Raw genomic sequence first — 20,808 nt, 5'->3', positions numbered from 1 at the left:
AAGGCCTCCTCTCTTACTTTGTCCAGAATTGTTTCCATTTCGTTTTGATGGTACCAGATAATTTCTTGGCCCCTTGTAAAATTCCTGCTCCTTTTGAGAAAAACAATCTCATTGATGTTAGCCATTTTTCGGGAATCCGATGAATAATGGTCACATTGAGTAACCAGATGAGCGGATAACAAACAATCGACAGCACCTTCCACACGAGCCGAAACGTAAAACGAACTAGACGTAAGAGCGAGTGGAGCAAGAACAGAATAGCACTTATGACCAATGTGATCATCCAGCGGATCGGTTGGAAGACAATCGACATGACCAGCCTTTTCAGGAAGAGAACGGTCTGATATACACACATCATGATAAACTTGAGAATCTTGAGATACAGCTGTTTCATCAATGCCTGATACATCGAGAAACCTAGAGCAACGGCTAGAAAAATATAAAGCCTGAATTCTCCCTCATTTGTCAGCAGCAGGACGTAAAAGAATAAGAGACCCTGCACCATCCAAAAAAGGAGATCGTGTATAGCCAAAAGCCATTTTGCTGTTTTTTCCCGGTTCACAAACAGCTTGTACGTATCAAGCGATGCGCCCAGCCAGATGCCCATCGCCGCCATGGAAAGCATCGTATAAAACTGGACTGTCAGCGTCATTTAAACAGCTTGCTAAAAAATCCTTTAGCTTTCTCCCCGTGCTGCTCATCAACATAGATTAAATCAAAGACACGCCCTTTGATCGACACAACGCCCTTTTCGACGTCTAGGTTCTTCATTTGCAGATTTTCTCCGCGGATGGCGAGAATCCCCATGACCGTCTCCAGCAGAAATTCCTCACTATCAAAGCTTTCCACTTGTTTGACACCAGTGATATCTAAATGCTTTCTGTTTCGCATTGTGACATTGTGCTCCGCGTCTGATGACAGCTTCGTGCCTTGAGGTTGATTATAATATTGATTCATTTATACATCCCCCATATCTCATACTTGCATGTTACTGCATTGTATGTGATAAGAGGGTCATTTAGAACAAGCCCTATTCTGCTGTTTTTTCTTCTTTTAGCACAGTATACATGCCAGCCGCTTCTTCTTTTTTCGTCGTGTCCTTTAACTCGTTGACTTGAACAGTCACTAGCTTTTGACCAAAGCGGATTTGCAGCTCATCTCCTTCTTTCACGTCAGAGCTTGCTTTCGCCTGTGTTCCGTTAATAGAAATCCTGCCTTGATCAGCTACTTCCTTTGCCAATGTTCTTCTTTTAATTAAACGGGACACTTTTAAAAACTTATCTAGTCTCATGTATGTTCACCTCTTTCTATACGTTTCGCATCGTTCCATAGATCGTCCATTTCCTCTAGCGTTAAGTCATCTAGTGAACGTCCCATGTCCTTTGCTTTTTGTTCGATATGCTTAAAGCGCCGCATGAATTTTGTGTTGGCAGAAGCGAGCGCCGTTTCAGGCTCTAGGTGATAGAACCGTCCAATATTGACGAGAACAAACAAAAGATCTCCAAATTCATCTTTCATCTGCTTCGTTGCACCTTCGTCCGTCTTCTCTGCCACTTCAACAAGAAATTCCTGCTTTTCTTCTTCGTATTTGTTCCAAATATCTTGAACATCTGTCCAATCAAAGCCTACCTTGGCGGCTTTCTTTTGGAGTTTATATGCCTTTGTTAATGCTGGAAGTGTCGCCGGAATCGATTGCAAAATAGAACCGGTCCGCTCTGGCTTCTCCTGCTGCTTGATTTTTTCCCAGTTGGCCACCACATCTGCTGCCTCAGAAACATTCGTGTCACCAAACACATGGGGATGTCGCCGAATCATTTTTTCTGTGACATGCTGAATGACGTCATCGATTGAGAAATAACCGTCATCTTCGCCAATTTGAGCGTGAAGTAGCACCTGTAGCAGCACATCGCCAAGCTCTTCCACCATATGATCTGGGTCATCTTCATCTATCGCTTCAAGCAGCTCATAGCATTCTTCAATTAAATATGGTTTGAGTGATTCATTGGTTTGTTTTTGATCCCATGGACAGCCGCCCGGACCTCTTAATGTACGTATGACGTCACGGAAGGTGTCAAATTGTTGATAAAGCAGCTGTTCATCTTGAATTGGAGGAACATAAACACTTGTTAAGTTATTTATCGACACATCTCGATCAAGTTCAAATAAAGGAACGGCAGTAATCTGTTCCTGACTGCTTCCAGCTGCAGTCACAATATAAACTTCATAATCGTCAGGAAGCTTTTCCATCAGCGTGAGCTTCACATTCGATGCTGTCATCTGATCATATACCTGACAAATCAGGACGTGCTGGGTTAATTTCAGATCATCCGCTCTCATATCCCCTGCATCAACGAATTGTAATCCTTCGATGGGGTCAATCTGCAAGGAGTTGAATGTCGCATCTAAAAAGCTTTGTCCACCAGCGACAGACACCTCAATCCCGCGCTCTTTCTGCCCGGCGACGAGCAGCTGTACGGTCTTTTCTGCCACAAATGGATGACCAGGTACTGCGTACACAATGTCTTTTTCCGCTGCCTCTGCAAATAATATTTCGGTAATTTCCTGATACACCTGATCAAACTGATCGTGCTTTTCATAAATTTCATCAAAAAAGGTGAGAGATGGGACCTCCTGCATTAACTCTGCGGTAAGCGGATGGTCCTGCGTTCTCATATATACTTCTTTCGCCTGCTTCAGCTGCTTATATACACCGAGCGTCAGCTGATCCATGTCGCCTGCCCCGAGACCGACGACGGTAATCTTACCTGCCATTTTGATTCCCTCTCATCTGTTTAAAATATAAAATCTTTTTTCCTAATGGAATGAGTCTCCATTCCTCTTCCGTGAATACTTCTAGCTTAAGAATACTATATAAAAAGGCGAAACCACCAATAAAAACTGATGTCAGGCTCTCTAAAACGGAAAACGGACGTTTTTCAAAAGGGATTACCCAGGAAAACAAAGCCTGATATCCCATTAAGACCACAGCCATGAAGGCAGCTGATAAAAGAATTTTCACTGGGAATAGCTCTCTCAATGAAATCCATCCTTTATGCTTCAAATAAACAGCATTGAGCACGGCTGCTGTGAGAAAACCACATACAGTTGACCATGCGGCACCGTGGATGCCAAATAACGGAACAAGCGCAATCGTTAGAATCCATTTCACCAGCACGCTGATGATCACCACAACAGCGGGATACACAGTATGTCCGAGCCCTTGCAGTAAAGCCGCCTGCGTAATGGCAATCGACGTAAACGCAATCGATATACAGAATATTTGCAGGGCATCTGTGCCTAAATCATTACGAAAAAGCATTGTATTTACTGGTGATAAAATACAAATCAGCCCAACAGCTGACCCAATCCCTAATACCGACGTGGTCTTAACCGATGACCGCACTTTTTGCCGTATCGTTTCATGCTCCCCATTCCTCATGGCTGCCGATAAAAATGGCACAAGAGAGGTTCCGATGCTGATGGCAAACACCGTCCCTAGCTGCAAGAACGGCTGACCTCGGTCATACACACCTTTTGCCGCCTTTGCCGCCGCTTCACTGAGCCCCTCACTGCGCAGCAACGCATACAGATGAAAAGCATCAATCATTTGCATCCATAAAATAAGCAAACCGCTGACACAAATCGTCAATGTATACAGCACCAAACTCTTCAAAATATCTTTTTTTCGAAGTGTCGCCTGTTTGCCTGACATACTTGCAGCAGACGGTTTTCGATAGGTCAACCAAAGGAAAAGAAGCAAAATGAGCGACGCCGCACTTCCCGCGATAGAAGAGAACACCGCACCCGCCCCTGTTTCATAAAGCGAATAGCCGTGTCTCACGAAATAAAAGGATAAAACAAGCAGGACGCCTACCCTGATGAACTGCTCAACCAATTGAGAAACAGCCGTCGGAAGCATCAGACCGTCACTCTGAAAAACTCCCCTCAGCATCACAGTGAGCGGCAGAAATAGAAACACAAAAGCACTCATCTGGATGAGCAGAATTAATTGACTATCTGCCATAAGGCTCGCCATTGTGCCTGCTCCTATGTAAAGACAAAGAAATAAGACCAAGCTCAGTAAAGTGATATATACCAAGGATACCCTTGTAATGATCTGTCGATTCTCTTCCCCATGCTCACTCAGAAGCTTGGACACCATGACAGGAAAACCTGTTGTACCAAGCATGATGGCAATACCAAGGAAAGGATATACCTGCTGATAAATATAAAACCCTGTGTCCCCTACGATGTTTTGAAACGGGACACGGTAAACGGCACTTAGTACCTTTGATAACAGGCCTGCGATGGTCAAAATCACCGCACCCTGGAAAAGCCAATGCGGCTGATTCACAGCATTTTTCATGGATGACTCCTTTAAAATAGATCTACAGTTAAACGAACTCATTATATCATACGTGAATGAAAAGCCGTTTCTTTCTAAGGAGTAGACGGCACATGTCCCGATTTGTTTCATCCCATATAAAAAACCGACAAAATCAAATGATTTCATCGGCATTTTTTCGTTTTATCAAAATGATATAGAGTTATTAGACCTAATGTTCCATTTGACGGGCTAAGAAGCCAGCTGCCGTTTCTGCCGCTTTATGCTCCACTTCTCCCATTGAACGCTCTTTAGAAAATAAGACGACGGCGCCAATCGGATCTCCGTTTGCAACAATAGGTGCAATGGTATAAGCAGATACGTCATCATCAATACCATCGACAAGTTGAATTTCTTTTTTGCTTTCTTCTAAAACAGAATTACGCTGATCCATTGTTCGTTCAAGTAAATCACTGATCGATTTGTTTAAGTACTCTTTTTTCGAACTGCCGGATACAGCAATATACGTATCTCGATCACAGATCAGGATGGAATGACCCAAACTGTCGAATAATGCATCAGCATATTCCTTCGCAAAGTCTCCTAGCTCACTAATCGGCGAATACTTCTTCAAAATCACTTCTCCATCGCGGTCGACGAAAATCTCAAGCGGATCTCCTTCCCGGATGCGCAATGTTCTGCGAATCTCCTTCGGAATAACCACTCTACCTAGATCATCGATACGGCGTACAATTCCAGTTGCTTTCATTCACTGCTGCCTCTCTTTCGTTTGATGATGTGTTGGGTGAATGGAACAAAAGCGTCCACTTTATGCAACATTCACCACTTGACCCTGAGTTTAGTATCCGTCACATCAAACGTAATATACACGAGAGACAAACAAAATTTTATGAAGATGGAATGGTTTCTTTTTTCACATCTTGAAGGCCTCGAAGCATATTAAGAACAACCTCAAGCCATTCCTCCGTTTTCTTGCCTTTCGTTTGGACAGAAATAATCAGCTTGCTGCCTTCCATTCCCAACCCAATTTCACGTCCATATTTACTGCCAAGCTCAAATAATTTTTGACCGTCGATTTCACTGCTTGCTTGCTCATCAAGGGTCATTCTGACAATGCCTTTCTCCATCTTGATCAGCTCGACACGTTCCTGGACAGCGTACACCTTCATTGTCGCAATCGTAAACAAGTCTGCCACTTCTTGCGGATATTCACCAAATCGGTCGATCATTTCATCCTGAAGCTCTTTTCGCTCTTCAATCGATCCAATTGCTCTGAACTGTTTATACATCTCAATCTTCTGCTTGCCATCCGAAATATAAGTGTCTGGGATGTACGCATCAATTTGCAGATCAATTTCTGGCTCGAATTTATCTTGAGCCGTTGTATCGCCTCTTCTTTCCTCAATGGCTTCTTTCAGCATTTGAGAATAGAGGTCGAATCCAACCGAATCAATGAAGCCATGCTGCTGAGCCCCAAGTAAGTTCCCTGCTCCTCGAATCGTTAAATCACGCATCGCAATTTTAAACCCAGATCCAAGCTCTGTGAATTCTTTAATGGCTTGAAGTCTTTTCTCTGCAACTTCAGAAAGAACTTTATCTTTTCGATATGTGAAATAAGCATATGCGACACGATTCGAGCGTCCTACTCGTCCTCTTAGCTGGTACAGCTGAGAAAGCCCCATTTTATCTGCATCGTGGACGATGAGCGTGTTCACATTTGGAATATCGACTCCCGTTTCAATGATGGTGGTACTGACCAATACATCTGATTCACCTTCAAGGAAATTGATCATCACTGATTCCAGCTCGTTCTCACTCATTTTCCCGTGTGCATAACTGACTTTTGCGTCTGGGACTAGCATAGAGATTTCGTCTGCTTTTCGTTCGATATCTTCAACACGGTTGTAAAGGAAGTACACTTGACCGCCGCGTGCTAATTCTCGCTCAATTGCTTCTCTGACTAAAGCGCCGTTGTACTCAACCACATAGGTTTGAACAGGGAATCGGTTTTCAGGCGGTGTTTCAATAACCGATAAATCCCGCACACCAAGCATGGACATATGAAGCGTACGGGGAATTGGCGTAGCCGTTAATGTCAGTACATCGATATTGGCTTTCATCTGCTTAATTTTCTCTTTATGCGTCACACCAAAACGCTGTTCCTCATCAATGATCAACAGCCCTAAATCCTTGTAGACGATGTCTTTTGAAAGAAGACGGTGTGTGCCGATGACCATATCGATCGTCCCGTTTTTCAGCCCTTTTAACGTTTCAGTTGTTTCTTTTCTTGTACGGAAACGGCTCAGCTGCGCGATTTTGACAGGGTAGTCTTGGAATCGGTCCATGATTGTGTCAAAATGCTGCTGCGCTAAGATAGTTGTCGGAACTAGCAGGGCTACCTGCTTCCCGTCAGCAATCGCTTTGAAGGCCGCACGAATAGCCACCTCTGTTTTTCCGTAGCCCACATCTCCACAAAGCAGACGGTCCATTGGACGTTCCCGCTCCATATCCTGCTTAATTTCGTGAATCGAACGGATTTGATCATCTGTTTCCTGGTAAGGGAACGCAGATTCAAACTGGCGCTGCATCTCATGGTCAGGCGAGAAGGCATATCCTTTGCTAGCCTCGCGTTCTGCGTACAGCTTAATCAGATCATCTGCGATGTCCTGTACGGATGTTTCAACTTTTTTCTTCACGCGTTTCCAATCGCTGCCGCCAAGTTTGTACAGCTTTGGTTCTTTACCTTCTGATCCTACATATTTCTGGACCTGATCAATTTGTTCGACCGGTACATAAAGCTTGTCGCTTCCTTGATAATGAATATTTAAATAATCTTTATGAATGCCGCCGATTTCAAGCGTTTCAATTCCTAAATATTTACCGATCCCGTGGTTAATGTGCACCACATAATCGCCGACTTGAAGCTCTGAATAGCTCTTGATTCGCTCTGCATTGGTCAGCTTTTGCTTACGTGCCTGCTTTTTCACACGTTTCTTGAAGAGTTCACCTTCTGTGATCACAGCAATTTTTGATAACGGAAGTTCAAAGCCTGTTTGCAGCTCACCTTGTAAAATATACACCTGTCCGCTCACAAGTTCAGCGTCCGGTTTAGCAAGAGCAGCTTCAATGTCATAATCATGCAGAACAGACGATAGCTTTTCTGTCCGCTCTTCATCCGCACCTAAGAAGACAACCGTGTATTGCTGTTTTTTATAGCGTTCAATTTCACTCGCCAGCACATTCATCTGCCCGTGGAAATTCTGCATTTGCTTACTAGATACATTGACGATATTTTGCGGATTTGTCTGCTGGACATGTCTCAGGAACAAGGAGTAGTACAGAATGGACCTTGATTGCTGATTGATCAGTTCTTGGAACGGGAAAGAAAGAGATAAATCATGAAGAATATTCCCTTCTTCAAGCAGACTAATTGTCCAATCGGCTTCTTCCTGTTCAAGCTGTTCTTCCATCTCCTGAATTCTGCTGATTTCATCTAAAATAATAATCGTATCCTGCGATGTATAATCTAGCAAACTAGCAGGCTTTTCATAGAAATAGGCTAGGTACTTCGTCATTTCCTGTGTCACGATGCCTTCTAGCAGCTTCTCGCGGTCAGCAGAAATATTTTGATGAAGCAGCTCTTTTTGCTGATCTGAGTTGAATTTCTTTAAGCTCTTCGCCAGCCCTTGATCAAGCTGTTCAATGGCTCTCACTCGTTCAGGACCTCTCACAATCAGCTCTTTTGCAGGACCTATTTTAATTTCTTGAAGGGTTTCTAATGAACGCTGTGTATCCGAATGAAACGTTCGAATCGAGTCTACTTCTGTATCAAACAGTTCAATACGGATTGGATGATCTTCCGTTAACGCATAGATGTCGATGATTCCTCCGCGCACACTAAAATCTCCGGGCGCCGCAACCATCGACGTCCGGTCATAACCAATTTGTACGAGTTGTTTTGAAAACGCCTCCAAATCAATTTCTTCACCGATCTTTAAATGGATCTGACTCTCCTTCCAGAGCTCAACTGGTGGAAGCATCCTGCGCACCGCAGCAGCGGGAGTGACGATAATGGGGTTTTCTCCATTCGCAAGCCGGTTCAGGACATCTAAACGCTGTGCTCTCAGCTCAGGGCTTGCCACTGCAATTTCTGAGGCAATAAGCTCATTGACAGGATAAAGAAGAACCGAGCGATCCGGCATCACACTTGCTAGATCATCTGTTACCTTCTGTGCCTGATATAAATTGTGAGTCACAATAAACATTGGCCGCTTCAGTTCGTCTGATATCGCGGCTGTAAATAAAGATCTGACGGAGCCTGATAGTCCGGCAAGCAGCTGTTCTTTTAACCCTTCCTTTAGTCCATTAAAAATAGACTGAAAATCATCACTTTGTTTGATAAATGATTGTATGTTTTTCATTTGGCTCCTCCTCCCTGTTTGTTTAAAACAGAAAAACGCTTTGGTCTAATATCTACACCAAAGCTTTTTTATTGAATAAAAGTATGATACTGATGGTAATCAGGATTTCTTTCGAGCGCCTCTTGGCAATCCTCACAAATGGTTTGTACATGTAAATCACCATTTTCCCTATAAGAAATCATATCGTTTCTTTCCTCATTTGTTAAGTGATGAAATCCAAGTGCTTCACTTTGGACAGCGGATTCATCTAGACTGCCAACCTTTACACCACAGTGGCGGCAGTAATAATGCAAAGCCATACGTGATCCTCCCATGCTGAGATTTTATGATCAGTATGTGCTTTGCTTATCATTCTTATACCTTCTTGTTAAAATCATTCATCACTTCTAAAAATGGCTTTTTTAAAGCCGCTTCACAGGCCTCGACAGACGATTGAATGGCTGATTCGATGTCAGGCTGTTCCTCTTCTGAGAAACGTCCTAGTACGTAATCAACGACCTTCATGCCGTTTTGAGGACGTCCAATGCCGATACGGAATCGGTCAAATTCAGGTGAACCTAAATGCTGAATCAATGATTTGATTCCATTATGCCCGCCTGCACTTCCTTTTGTACGTAAGCGAATTCGGCCAGTTGGCAAATCAAGATCATCATAGATCACTTTCAAATGTTCAAGGGGAATATCGTAATAGTCCATCAGCGGACGCACACATTCTCCTGATAAGTTCATATATGTAAGCGGCTTTACAAGTAGAACCTTTTGCCCCGAAACAAACCCAGTTCCAAATTGTCCATGGAATTTTGATTGATTTAAAGGAATGTCCCATTTTTTCGATAGTTCATCTATTGTCATAAACCCGACATTATGTCTTGTTTTTTCATATTCTTTTCCTGGATTACCCAATCCAACGAATGCAATCATGAAACCAATAACCTCCTTTGTCACACAGCACACGCCTAAAAAATGAGCCAATCAGATTGCCTCATGTAAAACGTATGAATTCTTTTCATTCTAGCACAAAAGACGCAACCGCGGGAGGGTTACGTCTCTAAATGACCAGTTATTCTCCATCGTCATCCTTTTCTTTAATAGCCTCAGGCTCTTGCGGCTCCTCTTCGCTATCTGGCTCAGGAACCTCTGATTGCTGAGGCGGCAGAATGGATGCAACGACTTCTTCTGGATCGTTATTGATTTGATAAGATGACTGAACAGGCAGATCAGCAACTGTTAAGACATCATTGACTTCTAAGTTTGTAATATCAGCTTCAATATTCTGCGGGATATCTTTTGGTTTCGCTGTAACAGATAGTTCAAATAGTGGCTGCTGAAGCACACCGCCATCTTTTACCCCTTTAGACTCGCCAATCAGCTGCACTGGTACATCCGCGTCAATTTCACGCTGTAAGTCAACGACTTGGAAATCAGCATGGACAAGTTCGTTTTTCAACGGATCTGTTTGTAACTCTGTCACCATCACAGATTTCGTTTCACCACCCACGTCTAAGGTAATGATTGTATTCTTCCCTTCATCACGTAAGGTTTTTAATAAGTCGATGCTGTCTAATGAAACAGCCAGGCTGTCTGTATTTTTTCCGTATATGACACCAGGAACGTGTCCTGAATGACGGATTTTTTGCAGTGTGGAACGTTTGAAATCAGTTCTTTTATTTGCTTTTAAAGTTGCCATATTCAGCACCATCCTATTTCTTTTTTGTCACTACTCTCATAATTACCCATAACCGAATCATTTTAAACATGTTTGCCTGTGATTGATGAAAGCAAAAAGACCCTAGGCTGATGCCTAGGGCCTTTTCCATAATAAAATTAGCTGAAAAGGTAGCTCACAGATTCTTCTTCATGTACACGGATGATGGCTTCTGCAAGCAAAGGCCCAACTGAAAGCGGAATGAATTTTCCAACTTTCTTGTCATCAGTTAATTGAATACTGTTTGTCACAACTAATTCTTTAATTTTAGAGTTTGTGATGCGTTCTACTGCTGGTCCAGACAATACTGGGTGCGTACAGCAAGCATAGACTTCAGCTGCTCCATTTTCGACTAGCGCATTTGCTGCAAGTGTAATGGTACCAGCTGTATCAATGATATCATCAATCAAAATAGCTGTTTTGCCTTCAATGTTACCAATAATGTTCATGACTTCAGCAACGTTTGGCTTTGGACGGCGTTTGTCGATAATTGCGATTGGCGCTTTCAGGCGGTCTGCCATTTTACGCGCACGCGTCACACCACCGTGGTCAGGAGACACAACAACGATATCATTCAAGTTCTTCTGTTCGAAATAGTTTGTTAAGATTGGCACAGCCATTAAGTTATCGATTGGAATATCAAAGAAACCTTGGATTTGCGGCGCATGAAGATCCAGTGCAATAACACGTGTAGCACCTGCTGTTTCAAGCAAGTTTGCAAAAAGCTTCGCAGTGATTGGCTCACGAGGTTTTGCCTTACGATCTTGACGTGCATATCCGTAATAAGGGATCACAATATTGACAGTTTTCGCAGAAGCGCGTTTTAGCGCATCCACCATAATGAGCAGTTCCATAATATGCTCATTGACTGGCGCACTTGTTGATTGAATGACATAACAATCACAGCCGCGGATACTTTCTTCAATATTGATTTGGACTTCACCGTCACTAAAACGTTTAACAGAGCTCTTTCCTACATCAACTCCGATACGATCGGCAATTTCTTTGGCAAGTTCAGGGTTTGAATTCAAAGAGAATATCTTTAAATTCGCATCAGCATAACGATTAGACATGGTAAACCTCCGGGTATTTGGATTATTTTTTATGAATATTTTTCACATAATCTTCTTTATTGACTTGTCTTGCTCTAGCAATAGACAATGCATCCTGCGGTACATCTTCTGTAACTGTTGAACCGGCTGCAACATATGCCCCTTTTCCGACAGTGACTGGTGCAACGAGATTTGAATTACAACCAATAAAGGCGCCGTCTTCAATCTTCGTTAAGAATTTGTTTTTCCCATCATAGTTGACTGTAATGGAACCACAGCCAAGATTTACATCAGTTCCGACCTCTGCGTCTCCAATATAGCTTAAATGAGATGCTTTGCTGCGGTCTCCGAAAACTGTTTTCTTGATTTCGACAAAATTCCCGATTTTCACTTCATCGCCAATTTTCGACAACGGGCGAATATGAGCAAACGGTCCAATTGTCACATCAACTCCAACCTCACTATCGCAGACGACAGATTGCTTAATGACTGTTCGATCTCCGACGATGCTGTCAACAATTTCAGTGTTTGGCCCAATAGTGGCGTCTGCACCGATTTTTACATTCCCTTTGATGACCGTCCCAGGATAAATAACTGTATCTTCACCGATGACAGCATCTGGCGAAATATACGTGTTCTCAGGATCAATCAAGGTCACACCATTCTTCATATGCTGATGATTAATACGTCGCTTCATGAATTGCTCTGCTTGTGATAGAGCGATACGGTCATTAACTCCAAGTGTTTCTTCAAAATGCGGTGTTTGATAAGCTGCAACTGTTTGCCCTTCATTTTTTAAAATTTCAATGACGTCTGGCAAGTAGTATTCACCCTGTGCATTTTCATTCGATACTTGCTCAATCACACGGAAGAGATCTTCATTTGAAAAGCAATAAGTCCCTGTATTAATTTCATTCACTTGACGCTCTGCATCGTTCGCATCTTTATGCTCCACAATTTTTACGACAGCACCTGTTTCGTCACGAATAATTCGGCCATAGCCTGTCGGATCGTCCGCATGTGCTGTTAAAATAGTGACTTTCGCTTGATGTTTTTGATGCTCGCTTAACATGGCTTCCATTGTTTCCGCTGTCAATAATGGCGTATCACCACAAATGACAATGGTTGTTCCCTTTTCCTGCGCAAGGAACGACTTTGCTTGTTTGACGGCATGAGCTGTTCCCAGCTGTTCTTCTTGAAGTGCATACTCACTTCTGTCTCCAAGCTGCTCTTTGACGTCCTCTGCTCCATGACCGACAATCGTCACTAGCTTGGCTAAAGAAAGCTTTAACGCTTCATCTGCCACATGCTCGACCATTGGTTTTCCGCAAACTGGATGAAGTACTTTATATAGCTTCGACTTCATTCTCGTCCCTTTTCCCGCTGCTAAAATCACTGCGAACCGCTTATCCATTGATTGGCCTCCAATATCCCTATTATCCATAGAAAAATATATCCTAAATAAAGACTGATTTCAAGGATACAAAAGGAAGTACAATAATTTTCTAACAGATGAAAGACTTAAGAAACAAGAGAAAGAACGCAAAAAAGACAGCATTTAAAAGAAAACATTCATTTTCTCTTAAAGCCGTCTTTTTAGGTTTAAGTATGATTAAGAAGCTCCAGCTTCTTCATATTCAATTGTTTCTTCCTCTTCGCCTAAGCGATGATATTCATTTAATACAGCATCTTGGATTTTACCCCGAGTGCTTGAATTAATTGGATGTGCAATATCGCGAAACTCTCCATCAGGCGTGCGTTTGCTAGGCATTGCAACAAACAACCCATTGTTTCCATCAATCACACGAATATCATGAACAACAAATTCGTGGTCCAGCGTGATGGATGCAATCGCCCTCATGCGACCATCGGTATTCACGCGGCGTAATCTTACGTCAGTAACTTCCACAGTAGTTCACCACCTTTTCCCAATATAAAAGCATTACTTAGGTATTCAACGATCGTGGTGATTCTCCTGCTCTTTTTTTAAACTTTTTTTGAAATATCGGGATATTTATACATTATTTGTCATATTAGTGACGGCGCTTACATCCTCAGCATGAAAAAAGACATCATGATGATGTCTTTCCCTGCATATGATGAAACCAAACGGCTTTCATCGAGAGTGCCTGTTTATTTTACTAATGCAACTACTTCTATTTCTACAAGCGCATCTTTTGGAAGTCTTGCCACTTCCACGCATGAACGAGCTGGCTTGTGTGTATGGAAATACTCACCGTACACTTCATTCACTTCAGCGAATTGTTCCATATCTTTGATGAAAACAGTTGCTTTCACGACTGTTTCAAAGGAAGCACCTGCTGCTTCAAGAACAGCCTCAAGATTACGGAATACTTGATGTGTTTGTTCTTTAATATCTCCATTAACAAAATCTCCAGCTGGGGTTAATGGAATCTGCCCTGAGCTGTAAAACATGTTATTGACAATAATTCCTTGAGAGTAAGGTCCAATGGCTGCTGGTGCATGTTTGGTTTGAACAACTTTTGTCATATCAATCTCTCCCATTCAAATACATGTTTGATCAAAGCTTACGCTTTCGAATGAAAAAACTCGTGGAAATTGCCTTCATTGATCTCAATTATTTTTTGTTTCATATCAATAGTTGAAAGCTTTAACAACGAGACATATTCATCGACAAGACGTTCATCTACGCCTTCATCTTCTAAAAGAACACCGATCCCTGCAACATTTGCATTAAATTCCTCAAGCAAATTCATCATGCCGTTAATGGTTCCGCCCGCTTTCATAAAGTCATCAATGATCAACACATTGGAGCCTTTATCTAAGCTGCGCTTTGCAAGGGACATGGTTTGAATTCGGTTAGAAGAACCTGACGCATAATTAATACTGACAGTTGATCCTTCGGTTACCTTATTATCTTTTCTAACGATCACAACAGGCACATTTAAATAACCCGCAACAGAATAGGCAATCGGAATCCCCTTTGTCGCAACGGTCATGACGACATCAATCGCACGGTCCGCAAAGATAGTCGCAAACAGCTTACCGATTTTCGCAAGAATCGATGGATTGCCTAAAACATCGGTTAAATATAAATAACCGCCAGGAAGTACACGTTCAGGAGTTGATAATGCCTCTCCGATATCGTTTACTACGTCATCTGCTTCTTTTAGGTGAATTTTTGGAATATATTTCACTCCGCCAGCAGCGCCAGGTACAGTAAGCAATGTGCCGATTCCCTGCTGTTCGAAGGTCTGTTTGATAATCGTTAAGTCTTCACTAATGGAGGACTTTGCAGATTGATATCGTTCTGCAAAAAAAGTTAAAGGTACTAGTACGTGCGGGTGGGCTAACAAATAATTTGTTAAGTCCACCAATCTGCCGCTTCGACGAAACTTCATGAACTTACCCCCAGAACCCGAATAATTTATGAATAATATAACTTAATATACGGATTTAATCAAGGGCATTTTGTTCGCCGATCATGCGGACAGCGTATACTTGATCACAAAATCCTCTCAGTCCGTTATATATTCTTTGTACCTTCGATTCATATTGAATCAGGCCAAATACAGTTGGGCCGCTTCCACTCATTAATACAGCATCAGCACCGAAACGCTTCATCTGTCTTTTGATCATATCTACTTCCGGATACATCTTTAATGTCACAGACTCCAGCACGTTACCGAGTGAGCCGCACATCTCTTTATAATCTTTCGCTTCAATGGCTTCAATCATACGCTGTACATTTGGGTGTTCTACTTTGCTTGCGTCATATTGTCTATAAACTTCAGCTGTAGATACCCCAATCACCGGCTTCGCTAAAATCACCCAGCAATGCGGCGGTGTCGCGATATGCTTCAGTTTTTCTCCACGTCCTGTCGCTAGTGCTGTGCCTCCGTGTACACAAAAAGACACATCTGAGCCGATCTCCGCTCCAAGCTCAGCTAGTTCATCTAACGTGAGATTTAACTTCCACAAACGGTTTAAACCGCGAAGCGCTGCTGCAGCATCACTGCTGCCTCCAGCTAAACCTGCTGCCACAGGAATTGCTTTTGTGATGACAATCGATACTCCTTTTTGAATACCGAACCTTGTTTTGAGTAATTTAGCCGCCTGATAAGCCAAGTTACGCTGATCATCTGGCACAAATCGATTATGAGATGATACACGGATTTCATCTTTGTCCAGCTCCGTCAGCTCAAGTCGATCTGCAAGGTCTATTGTTGTCATCACCATCTCCACTTCGTGATATCCATCCGGTCTTTTTCCATGAACATCAAGTGAGAGATTAATTTTTGCCGGTGCTTTTTCTAAAATACGCAAACATTTCACCTACTTCTCCATCTAAACATAAGTATCAATATTGTATCACATTTGATGGATCTGATGAATATTGGCTTTTACGCCCAGCACACTGACTTTTTCAACAAAAAAAGCCAGAGACACCCGAGGTATCCCTGACCATTTTTCTATCGTTGATTCTCATCCTGAGCCATGTGCTGCTGAGCTAATTCGATGGCACGTTTGACCATATTACCTGCGTCACGTGCACGAATTTCTCCCCAGCCTCCATTTTTGACGGTATCATAAAATCCAAGATCCTTCGCCAGCTCGTATTTGAACTCATCTGACATAATGCCTCGGCGTCTACCCAAACGAAACAGCCCCTTTAGTCGAGAATTCGAATCAGTGCCACTGCTTTTGTGGCTTTCTTATTTTGTATCGAATCCTTTCTTTTACCCCTTTCAAAAAATGGTCAGACTCCCATTCAGAAAAAAAGGCAAAACAAAAAGCAGTAAACAAAAAGTTCACTGCCCATTAATAGGCGACTGAGCTAGCGGCATCATCGAACGTTAATTCGACCGTCTCAGTCAGTATATCTGCATAACTGTAAGAAACTCTTTCAAACGAATTCTCATCTTGATCTAATTGAATCACAAATACAGAAGGGTACGTTTCAGCTAAAATGCCCGAACGCTCAATTGTTTTACGGCGGCCTCCGTTAGCCTTTAACGTCAAACGTTTACCTAAGTTACCATCAAGCGATCTTTTGATGTCGGACAAAGTCTTCGCCATTGCATCCACCTCACTGAGATAATTATACAACAACGGCCCATTTTTGTCAAATAAAAATTAAATTATATCAACCAACACGAGCCATTGTCAACAAAATAATTTTGACAAACTTCTACCTTTTCTCCCCCCTATTTTTCTCAAATTCCGGTGAATTATGTATCCATTTGAAATTTCTTTTTGAACATAAAAAAAACCAGACTGAAATCAGTCGGGTTATGTCGATTCATGGTCTTTTTTATATGGCATACCTACCCTTAAAACACCCTTCGTCTCGATGCCTCCGAGACCTTTTTCTCTTGTTAATGTATTACGAAGCACATCCCACACATTGATTCGATCTACAAATGGAGTGAAGCTGATCTTCGCAACGATATAGACGGGGTCGAGCGCATGGATGTTCACACGTGAAGGTGAGCTTGCAAAATTGGCACCTGCTTGGATCAATGATTCGAAATGAGATTGACAGGCACCAGCAAAGATCACAAGCTGATCTAAATGAGGAATTTTCTTTCTTGCTTTTTGAACCGTTTCAACGAAATGACGAGAATGGCGATAAGCACCAATATCATTTACGCCGCCCTTTTGCTTGGAATACGCATCATGCCCTGTAATGACCAAAATATCAGGCCGATATTGATCAAGTAACGAGTCGATCACGCTTGGCATTTTCTTCTCATGACAATGCACTCCGTATACAGGCACACCAATTCGTTCATATACATCTAAGCATTTCTTTAAGTATGAAGCATCTCCATCTAAATGAAGGACCTTTCCAGGCATGTGAAAATACTGCTCCTGATGCTGATATTGTCCAGAAGTATAATACTCTTGTTTTTCACGCAGCAGCTGATAATCCTGTCTTAGTAAGTCGAGCGATTCATTAATCTTCCGTTCGTCGTCCTTCTCCCTTGTCAGCTGCTCCTCTTTTTGAATCAAGACGAGATCCGACATCTTAGCATCAGCAATCAGCCTCACTTCATTCCCATGCAATATGGCAGTGGCTTCGTGCTGATCTGTCTCATCAATTCGAATGATTCGAAACATAATATCCATTTGATAGGATGCCCTCGTCACCATATCTCCTATTTGAAATTGCATGCTTTTCACTCCACAATCAGGCTCATATCCTGTTGGTATCGTCTTGCCCTAAACATATTCATCTTTCATATGTGCTGTTCTTTCTAGCCTATGCCCGAACAGTTGAAGTGGTGAAGAACAAAAGAAAAAAGCCCTTACGATAGGGCTTTTTGTAAAACATTCGACAATCTGGCAAATTCCTCAATGGATAATGATTCTCCGCGGCGCTTTCCATCAATATCTGCTGTTTGAAGAGCTTCCTCGATGATCGCTTTATGTTTTTTTCCATCAGGAAAATTGTTCATCAAATTATTCATCAATGTTTTCCGGCGCTGGCCAAAGCTCGCTCGGATCAATTGAAAGAAAAACGCATCATTTTCTACTGAGACAGCAGGCGTTTCACGAACAGTCAGCTTAATCACAGCCGAATCAACATTTGGCTGAGGAACAAAAACCGTTTTAGGCACAACCATCACCGTTTTTGCTTCCGTATAAAATTGAACTGCGATAGACAATGAATTGTATTCCTTTGATGAAGGGATAGCTGCCATACGATCTGCTACTTCTTTTTGCAGCATGACCACGATCCCTTTCAATGGAAGGTTTTCTTCAAGCAATTTCATAATAATCGGTGTTGTCACGTAATACGGAAGGTTGGCTACGACCATCACTTCTTTACAGTCAGCAAAATTTTCTTCGATGACCTTTCTCACATCCGCCTTTAATACATCTTGATGAATAATCGTGACATTATCATATGGAGAAAGCGTATCGTTTAAAATAGGCAATAAACGCTGATCAATTTCAAAAGCGGTGACTTTCTTTGCACGTTTAGCGAGCTGCTCTGTCAATGCGCCGATACCAGGCCCAATTTCAATGACGCCGGTCTCATCTGTAACCTCTGCGTGATCGACAATGCGATCTAAAATATTTGTATCAATTAAGAAGTTCTGCCCTAAGCTCTTTTTAAAAGAGAAACCGTACTTCTTCAGTATTTCCTTCGTTCTGACGGGTGTCGCAATATCTTTATTCATCGGCTTCCTCCTGCATGACGGTCTTTAAGGCCGCAATAAAATCATGTTTGGTTATTTGGAACATGTGAAGGCGCTTTTGCAGCTGCTTCGCATTGGTATATCCTATATTTAAAAGCACTCCTAGTCGTTCGCGGCGGCGTTTCGATGCTTCGCCTCCGATAAGGCCTGCGTCAAATAAGTCGTCTAATGTAATGTCACTTTCCGATTCTTCCATTTCTTCATGGACATGGGCAAGACATTCCCGAATACTGTCCAAGGAAGCATGCTCGACCCCAATTCCTTTATCCCGCTTCGCCTTCGCAAGATGCTTTGGCAAAAAAGCGTGCTTACAGCCAGGAACCGCCTCTGCGATGGTTTTACGGATCTTCTCACCAGGAAAATCAGGATCTGTTAAAATAATGACCCCTCTCGTCTCCTGAGCAAGACGCACTTGTTGAATGACTGTATCGCCAATGGCAGATCCGTTTGTTTCGATCGTATCTGCATCCACAGCCATCTTCACTCTGGCAGTGTCATCACGACCCTCCACCACAATGATTTCTTTGATTTTCATGTATTCCTCCGCTTGCAAAAACAATCTACATTTTTTGGTTAAAAAAACGAAACCTTTCATGCTGTTTTTGCGTCTAATTAATTAGAAAACAGTGCTTCTATTATAACCAAAAAAACAGAGGGTGCGCAAAGCCCTCTGTTCATATAAATGATTTGATGTGTTTATTTGAGCACTCTAATTTTCACTCGTTTATTTCCCCATTGATAAGCTGCCGACTTACTTGGGACGAACACATCAATTTTATTCCCTTTTATAGCAGATCCAGTGTCTGATGCAACGGCATAACCATAGCCTTCCACATACACTTTTGAGCCCAGCGGAATGACACTCGGATCAACTGCTATGACCTTTGCACCCGGATTCGCTTTTAAATCAAAACCTGTAGACGTTCTGCCCGTACATCCAGCACAGCTCGCTGTATAGGCTGTTGACGCCACATAAAATTCTTTTCCTGAAGACTCATTGCTTCGTGAAACCACAGGGGACGCTGTAGGCTCCTTTTTGGTCACTTGTGTACCAATAGCCACTAATCGGTCCTTACTATCTTTTTCGGTCACTTCTTTAATCAATTCTTTAGACACCACTTTGCCGTTTTCTTTCACAATGGCATAGTGCTTCTTCAATTTACCTTCTTCACCTTTTTTAAGTACCTTCTCTTTCCCTTTTTCAAGAGAATGGTCCTTTTTATGTTTGGTATCAAAAGCAATTTTCTCTTCCACTACATCGGTGACTTTTTCCACCCGAGTGATCTTTATATCTGCGCTCTTTTTAGAAAGGTTACTATGTAACGCAGGCTTGATCTTATCGTGCTTCTTGAGCTTCAGCTCTTGTTGCTTTAAAAAGTCAGCGACCGTAGTCGAAGTGGTCCACACTTTTTTATCTTTTCCTCCATCATTTAAGCTGACCTGGAAGGCCTGCTGAACCACAAGCTTCATATCCTTTGTTAACTTGTCATTCTTTCCTGGAGTGACTTGATCGTGCTTCCCGATATCTATCTTCTCATTCTTCAATAATGCTCCAACCGTCTGATCTGTTGTCCATATCGTTTTCTCTTTCCCATCTAGGGTCAGATGAACCGGTATAGCCGCATCATACACAATGTTCATATTGTCTTGAATCTTTGTATTTAGACTTGGAGAGATATGATCCTCCGCCTTGGTCCTTATGCCAAGGTCTGAAAGCAGCTGTGCTACTGTCTCTTCATGTGTACGAATTGTCTTCTCTTTACCATTGATTGAAATGGTAATAGACTGCTTAGTGAGCTCATGCGCACCGTAAGCCGTCCCAGTTCCAGCTAAAAGCAAGCAAACAACTAGTAATAAAACCTTGCCTTTTCCTAGCTTAACAGAAAACAGATTTTTCATTTTTTGTACGATGAAAAACGCCTCCTTCTCCTCGGAGAGATTATATAGAGTATCTCAAAACCTGTCAACCCTTCCACCCACTGTACAAAAATGCTCGATTGTAAACCTATTATGGGAGATTTATGGAAAGAAGGGAAGAAAGACTTATCGACAACTTATCCTATGAGGAGGCGCAAACGTGTAGAACTTTTTCGTT

22 protein-coding genes are annotated in these 20,808 nt (G+C 42.3%); all 22 read right to left on the bottom strand.

The annotated features are described in order from the left end of the window. Window positions 1–13: 13 nt before the first annotated feature. Window positions 14–652, bottom strand: coding sequence for a spore cortex biosynthesis protein YabQ (gene yabQ / locus NST59_RS00375; RefSeq protein ID WP_144490965.1), 639 nt, complete (start codon window positions 650–652; stop codon window positions 14–16). Continuing rightward, window positions 649–957 carry a sporulation protein YabP gene (gene yabP / locus NST59_RS00370; RefSeq protein ID WP_024425646.1) on the bottom strand — a complete coding sequence of 103 codons (309 nt, stop codon included), beginning with the start codon at window positions 955–957 and terminating at the stop codon, window positions 649–651. The genes yabQ and yabP overlap by 4 nt, the downstream gene beginning before the upstream one ends. Before the next feature lie 73 nt (window positions 958–1,030). Further along, window positions 1,031–1,291 carry an RNA-binding S4 domain-containing protein gene (locus NST59_RS00365; protein ID WP_008341839.1) on the bottom strand — a complete coding sequence of 87 codons (261 nt, stop codon included), beginning with the start codon at window positions 1,289–1,291 and terminating at the stop codon, window positions 1,031–1,033. After that, entirely contained in the window at window positions 1,288–2,772 is a 1,485-nt protein-coding gene (mazG, locus tag NST59_RS00360) for a nucleoside triphosphate pyrophosphohydrolase (RefSeq protein ID WP_064498781.1), read from the bottom strand. Before mazG ends, NST59_RS00365 begins: the two co-directional genes overlap by 4 nt. Continuing rightward, window positions 2,762–4,366, bottom strand: a complete 1,605-nt coding sequence (locus NST59_RS00355) for a putative polysaccharide biosynthesis protein (RefSeq protein ID WP_126681982.1) — start codon at window positions 4,364–4,366, stop codon at window positions 2,762–2,764. The genes mazG and NST59_RS00355 overlap by 11 nt, the downstream gene beginning before the upstream one ends. Before the next feature lie 190 nt (window positions 4,367–4,556). Next, window positions 4,557–5,093 carry a stage V sporulation protein T gene (gene spoVT / locus NST59_RS00350; RefSeq protein WP_003217990.1) on the bottom strand — a complete coding sequence of 179 codons (537 nt, stop codon included), beginning with the start codon at window positions 5,091–5,093 and terminating at the stop codon, window positions 4,557–4,559. 139 nt (window positions 5,094–5,232) lie between these two features. Beyond that, a complete protein-coding gene (gene mfd, locus NST59_RS00345; RefSeq protein ID WP_039175917.1) occupies window positions 5,233–8,766 on the bottom strand; it encodes a transcription-repair coupling factor in 3,534 nt (1,177 codons plus the stop codon). A gap of 68 nt (window positions 8,767–8,834) precedes the next feature. Further along, a complete protein-coding gene (locus tag NST59_RS00340; RefSeq protein ID WP_003217967.1) occupies window positions 8,835–9,065 on the bottom strand; it encodes an anti-sigma-F factor Fin family protein in 231 nt (76 codons plus the stop codon). 55 nt (window positions 9,066–9,120) lie between these two features. Continuing rightward, window positions 9,121–9,687: an aminoacyl-tRNA hydrolase gene (pth, locus tag NST59_RS00335; RefSeq protein WP_151283930.1), complete on the bottom strand. Its 567-nt coding sequence runs from the start codon at window positions 9,685–9,687 to the stop codon at window positions 9,121–9,123. Between the two features lie 139 nt (window positions 9,688–9,826). Beyond that, window positions 9,827–10,453, bottom strand: coding sequence for a 50S ribosomal protein L25/general stress protein Ctc (locus NST59_RS00330; RefSeq protein WP_039175914.1), 627 nt, complete (start codon window positions 10,451–10,453; stop codon window positions 9,827–9,829). Window positions 10,454–10,590: 137 nt separating this feature from the next. After that, window positions 10,591–11,544: a ribose-phosphate diphosphokinase gene (locus NST59_RS00325; protein ID WP_024425641.1), complete on the bottom strand. Its 954-nt coding sequence runs from the start codon at window positions 11,542–11,544 to the stop codon at window positions 10,591–10,593. Between the two features lie 22 nt (window positions 11,545–11,566). Next, window positions 11,567–12,937 carry a bifunctional UDP-N-acetylglucosamine diphosphorylase/glucosamine-1-phosphate N-acetyltransferase GlmU gene (gene glmU, locus NST59_RS00320; protein WP_047203889.1) on the bottom strand — a complete coding sequence of 457 codons (1,371 nt, stop codon included), beginning with the start codon at window positions 12,935–12,937 and terminating at the stop codon, window positions 11,567–11,569. Between the two features lie 198 nt (window positions 12,938–13,135). Beyond that, window positions 13,136–13,432, bottom strand: a complete 297-nt coding sequence (spoVG, locus tag NST59_RS00315; RefSeq protein WP_008357439.1) for a septation regulator SpoVG — start codon at window positions 13,430–13,432, stop codon at window positions 13,136–13,138. Between the two features lie 224 nt (window positions 13,433–13,656). Continuing rightward, window positions 13,657–14,034, bottom strand: coding sequence for a 2-iminobutanoate/2-iminopropanoate deaminase (gene ridA / locus NST59_RS00310; protein WP_024425639.1), 378 nt, complete (start codon window positions 14,032–14,034; stop codon window positions 13,657–13,659). A gap of 38 nt (window positions 14,035–14,072) precedes the next feature. After that, complete coding sequence (gene purR / locus NST59_RS00305; RefSeq protein ID WP_024425638.1) at window positions 14,073–14,906, bottom strand: pur operon repressor; 834 nt, start codon at window positions 14,904–14,906, stop codon at window positions 14,073–14,075. A gap of 55 nt (window positions 14,907–14,961) precedes the next feature. Then, a complete protein-coding gene (ispE, locus tag NST59_RS00300; RefSeq protein WP_019743558.1) occupies window positions 14,962–15,831 on the bottom strand; it encodes a 4-(cytidine 5'-diphospho)-2-C-methyl-D-erythritol kinase in 870 nt (289 codons plus the stop codon). A 146-nt stretch (window positions 15,832–15,977) separates the two neighbouring features. Next, a complete protein-coding gene (locus NST59_RS00295; protein WP_012008653.1) occupies window positions 15,978–16,163 on the bottom strand; it encodes a small, acid-soluble spore protein, alpha/beta type in 186 nt (61 codons plus the stop codon). Window positions 16,164–16,326: 163 nt separating this feature from the next. Further along, entirely contained in the window at window positions 16,327–16,584 is a 258-nt protein-coding gene (veg, locus tag NST59_RS00290) for a biofilm formation stimulator Veg (protein WP_024425637.1), read from the bottom strand. Between the two features lie 213 nt (window positions 16,585–16,797). Beyond that, a complete protein-coding gene (yabG, locus tag NST59_RS00285; RefSeq protein WP_024427198.1) occupies window positions 16,798–17,682 on the bottom strand; it encodes a sporulation peptidase YabG in 885 nt (294 codons plus the stop codon). Window positions 17,683–17,816: 134 nt separating this feature from the next. Beyond that, on the bottom strand, window positions 17,817–18,695 hold the full coding sequence (gene rsmA, locus NST59_RS00280) for a 16S rRNA (adenine(1518)-N(6)/adenine(1519)-N(6))-dimethyltransferase RsmA (protein ID WP_047203888.1): 879 nt from the start codon (window positions 18,693–18,695) through the stop codon (window positions 17,817–17,819). After that, a complete protein-coding gene (gene rnmV, locus NST59_RS00275) occupies window positions 18,688–19,248 on the bottom strand; it encodes a ribonuclease M5 (RefSeq protein ID WP_017359323.1) in 561 nt (186 codons plus the stop codon). Before rnmV ends, rsmA begins: the two co-directional genes overlap by 8 nt. Window positions 19,249–19,409: 161 nt before the next feature. Further along, window positions 19,410–20,612: a G5 and 3D domain-containing protein gene (locus NST59_RS00270; RefSeq protein WP_039175900.1), complete on the bottom strand. Its 1,203-nt coding sequence runs from the start codon at window positions 20,610–20,612 to the stop codon at window positions 19,410–19,412. Between the last annotated feature and the right edge of the window lie 196 nt (window positions 20,613–20,808).

This window comes from Bacillus sp. FSL R5-0439 (genome assembly GCF_038008805.1).
Classification (GTDB): Bacteria; Bacillota; Bacilli; order Bacillales; family Bacillaceae; genus Bacillus; species Bacillus safensis.
Note: the sequence above shows the minus strand (reverse complement) of the source record. Positions and strands in the feature narration are given on the sequence as shown.

What these genes read in the sequence shown, in the direction of transcription:
- glmU (WP_047203889.1), bottom strand. Translation starts at nt 12,937, where the DNA reads ATGGATAAGCGGTTCGCAGTGATTTTAGCAGCGGGAAAAGGGACGAGA.
- mazG (WP_064498781.1), bottom strand. Translation starts at nt 2,772, where the DNA reads ATGGCAGGTAAGATTACCGTCGTCGGTCTCGGGGCAGGCGACATGGAT.
- mfd (WP_039175917.1), bottom strand. Translation starts at nt 8,766, where the DNA reads ATGAAAAACATACAATCATTTATCAAACAAAGTGATGATTTTCAGTCT.
- NST59_RS00365 (WP_008341839.1), bottom strand. Translation starts at nt 1,291, where the DNA reads ATGAGACTAGATAAGTTTTTAAAAGTGTCCCGTTTAATTAAAAGAAGA.
- NST59_RS00330 (WP_039175914.1), bottom strand. Translation starts at nt 10,453, where the DNA reads ATGGCAACTTTAAAAGCAAATAAAAGAACTGATTTCAAACGTTCCACA.
- NST59_RS00325 (WP_024425641.1), bottom strand. Translation starts at nt 11,544, where the DNA reads ATGTCTAATCGTTATGCTGATGCGAATTTAAAGATATTCTCTTTGAAT.
- veg (WP_024425637.1), bottom strand. Translation starts at nt 16,584, where the DNA reads ATGGCGAAGACTTTGTCCGACATCAAAAGATCGCTTGATGGTAACTTA.
- pth (WP_151283930.1), bottom strand. Translation starts at nt 9,687, where the DNA reads ATGATTGCATTCGTTGGATTGGGTAATCCAGGAAAAGAATATGAAAAA.
- purR (WP_024425638.1), bottom strand. Translation starts at nt 14,906, where the DNA reads ATGAAGTTTCGTCGAAGCGGCAGATTGGTGGACTTAACAAATTATTTG.
- ridA (WP_024425639.1), bottom strand. Translation starts at nt 14,034, where the DNA reads ATGACAAAAGTTGTTCAAACCAAACATGCACCAGCAGCCATTGGACCT.
- yabP (WP_024425646.1), bottom strand. Translation starts at nt 957, where the DNA reads ATGAATCAATATTATAATCAACCTCAAGGCACGAAGCTGTCATCAGAC.
- NST59_RS00355 (WP_126681982.1), bottom strand. Translation starts at nt 4,366, where the DNA reads ATGAAAAATGCTGTGAATCAGCCGCATTGGCTTTTCCAGGGTGCGGTG.
- yabG (WP_024427198.1), bottom strand. Translation starts at nt 17,682, where the DNA reads ATGCAATTTCAAATAGGAGATATGGTGACGAGGGCATCCTATCAAATG.
- spoVT (WP_003217990.1), bottom strand. Translation starts at nt 5,093, where the DNA reads ATGAAAGCAACTGGAATTGTACGCCGTATCGATGATCTAGGTAGAGTG.
- NST59_RS00270 (WP_039175900.1), bottom strand. Translation starts at nt 20,612, where the DNA reads ATGAAAAATCTGTTTTCTGTTAAGCTAGGAAAAGGCAAGGTTTTATTA.
- NST59_RS00340 (WP_003217967.1), bottom strand. Translation starts at nt 9,065, where the DNA reads ATGGCTTTGCATTATTACTGCCGCCACTGTGGTGTAAAGGTTGGCAGT.
- rnmV (WP_017359323.1), bottom strand. Translation starts at nt 19,248, where the DNA reads ATGAAAATCAAAGAAATCATTGTGGTGGAGGGTCGTGATGACACTGCC.
- yabQ (WP_144490965.1), bottom strand. Translation starts at nt 652, where the DNA reads ATGACGCTGACAGTCCAGTTTTATACGATGCTTTCCATGGCGGCGATG.
- rsmA (WP_047203888.1), bottom strand. Translation starts at nt 18,695, where the DNA reads ATGAATAAAGATATTGCGACACCCGTCAGAACGAAGGAAATACTGAAG.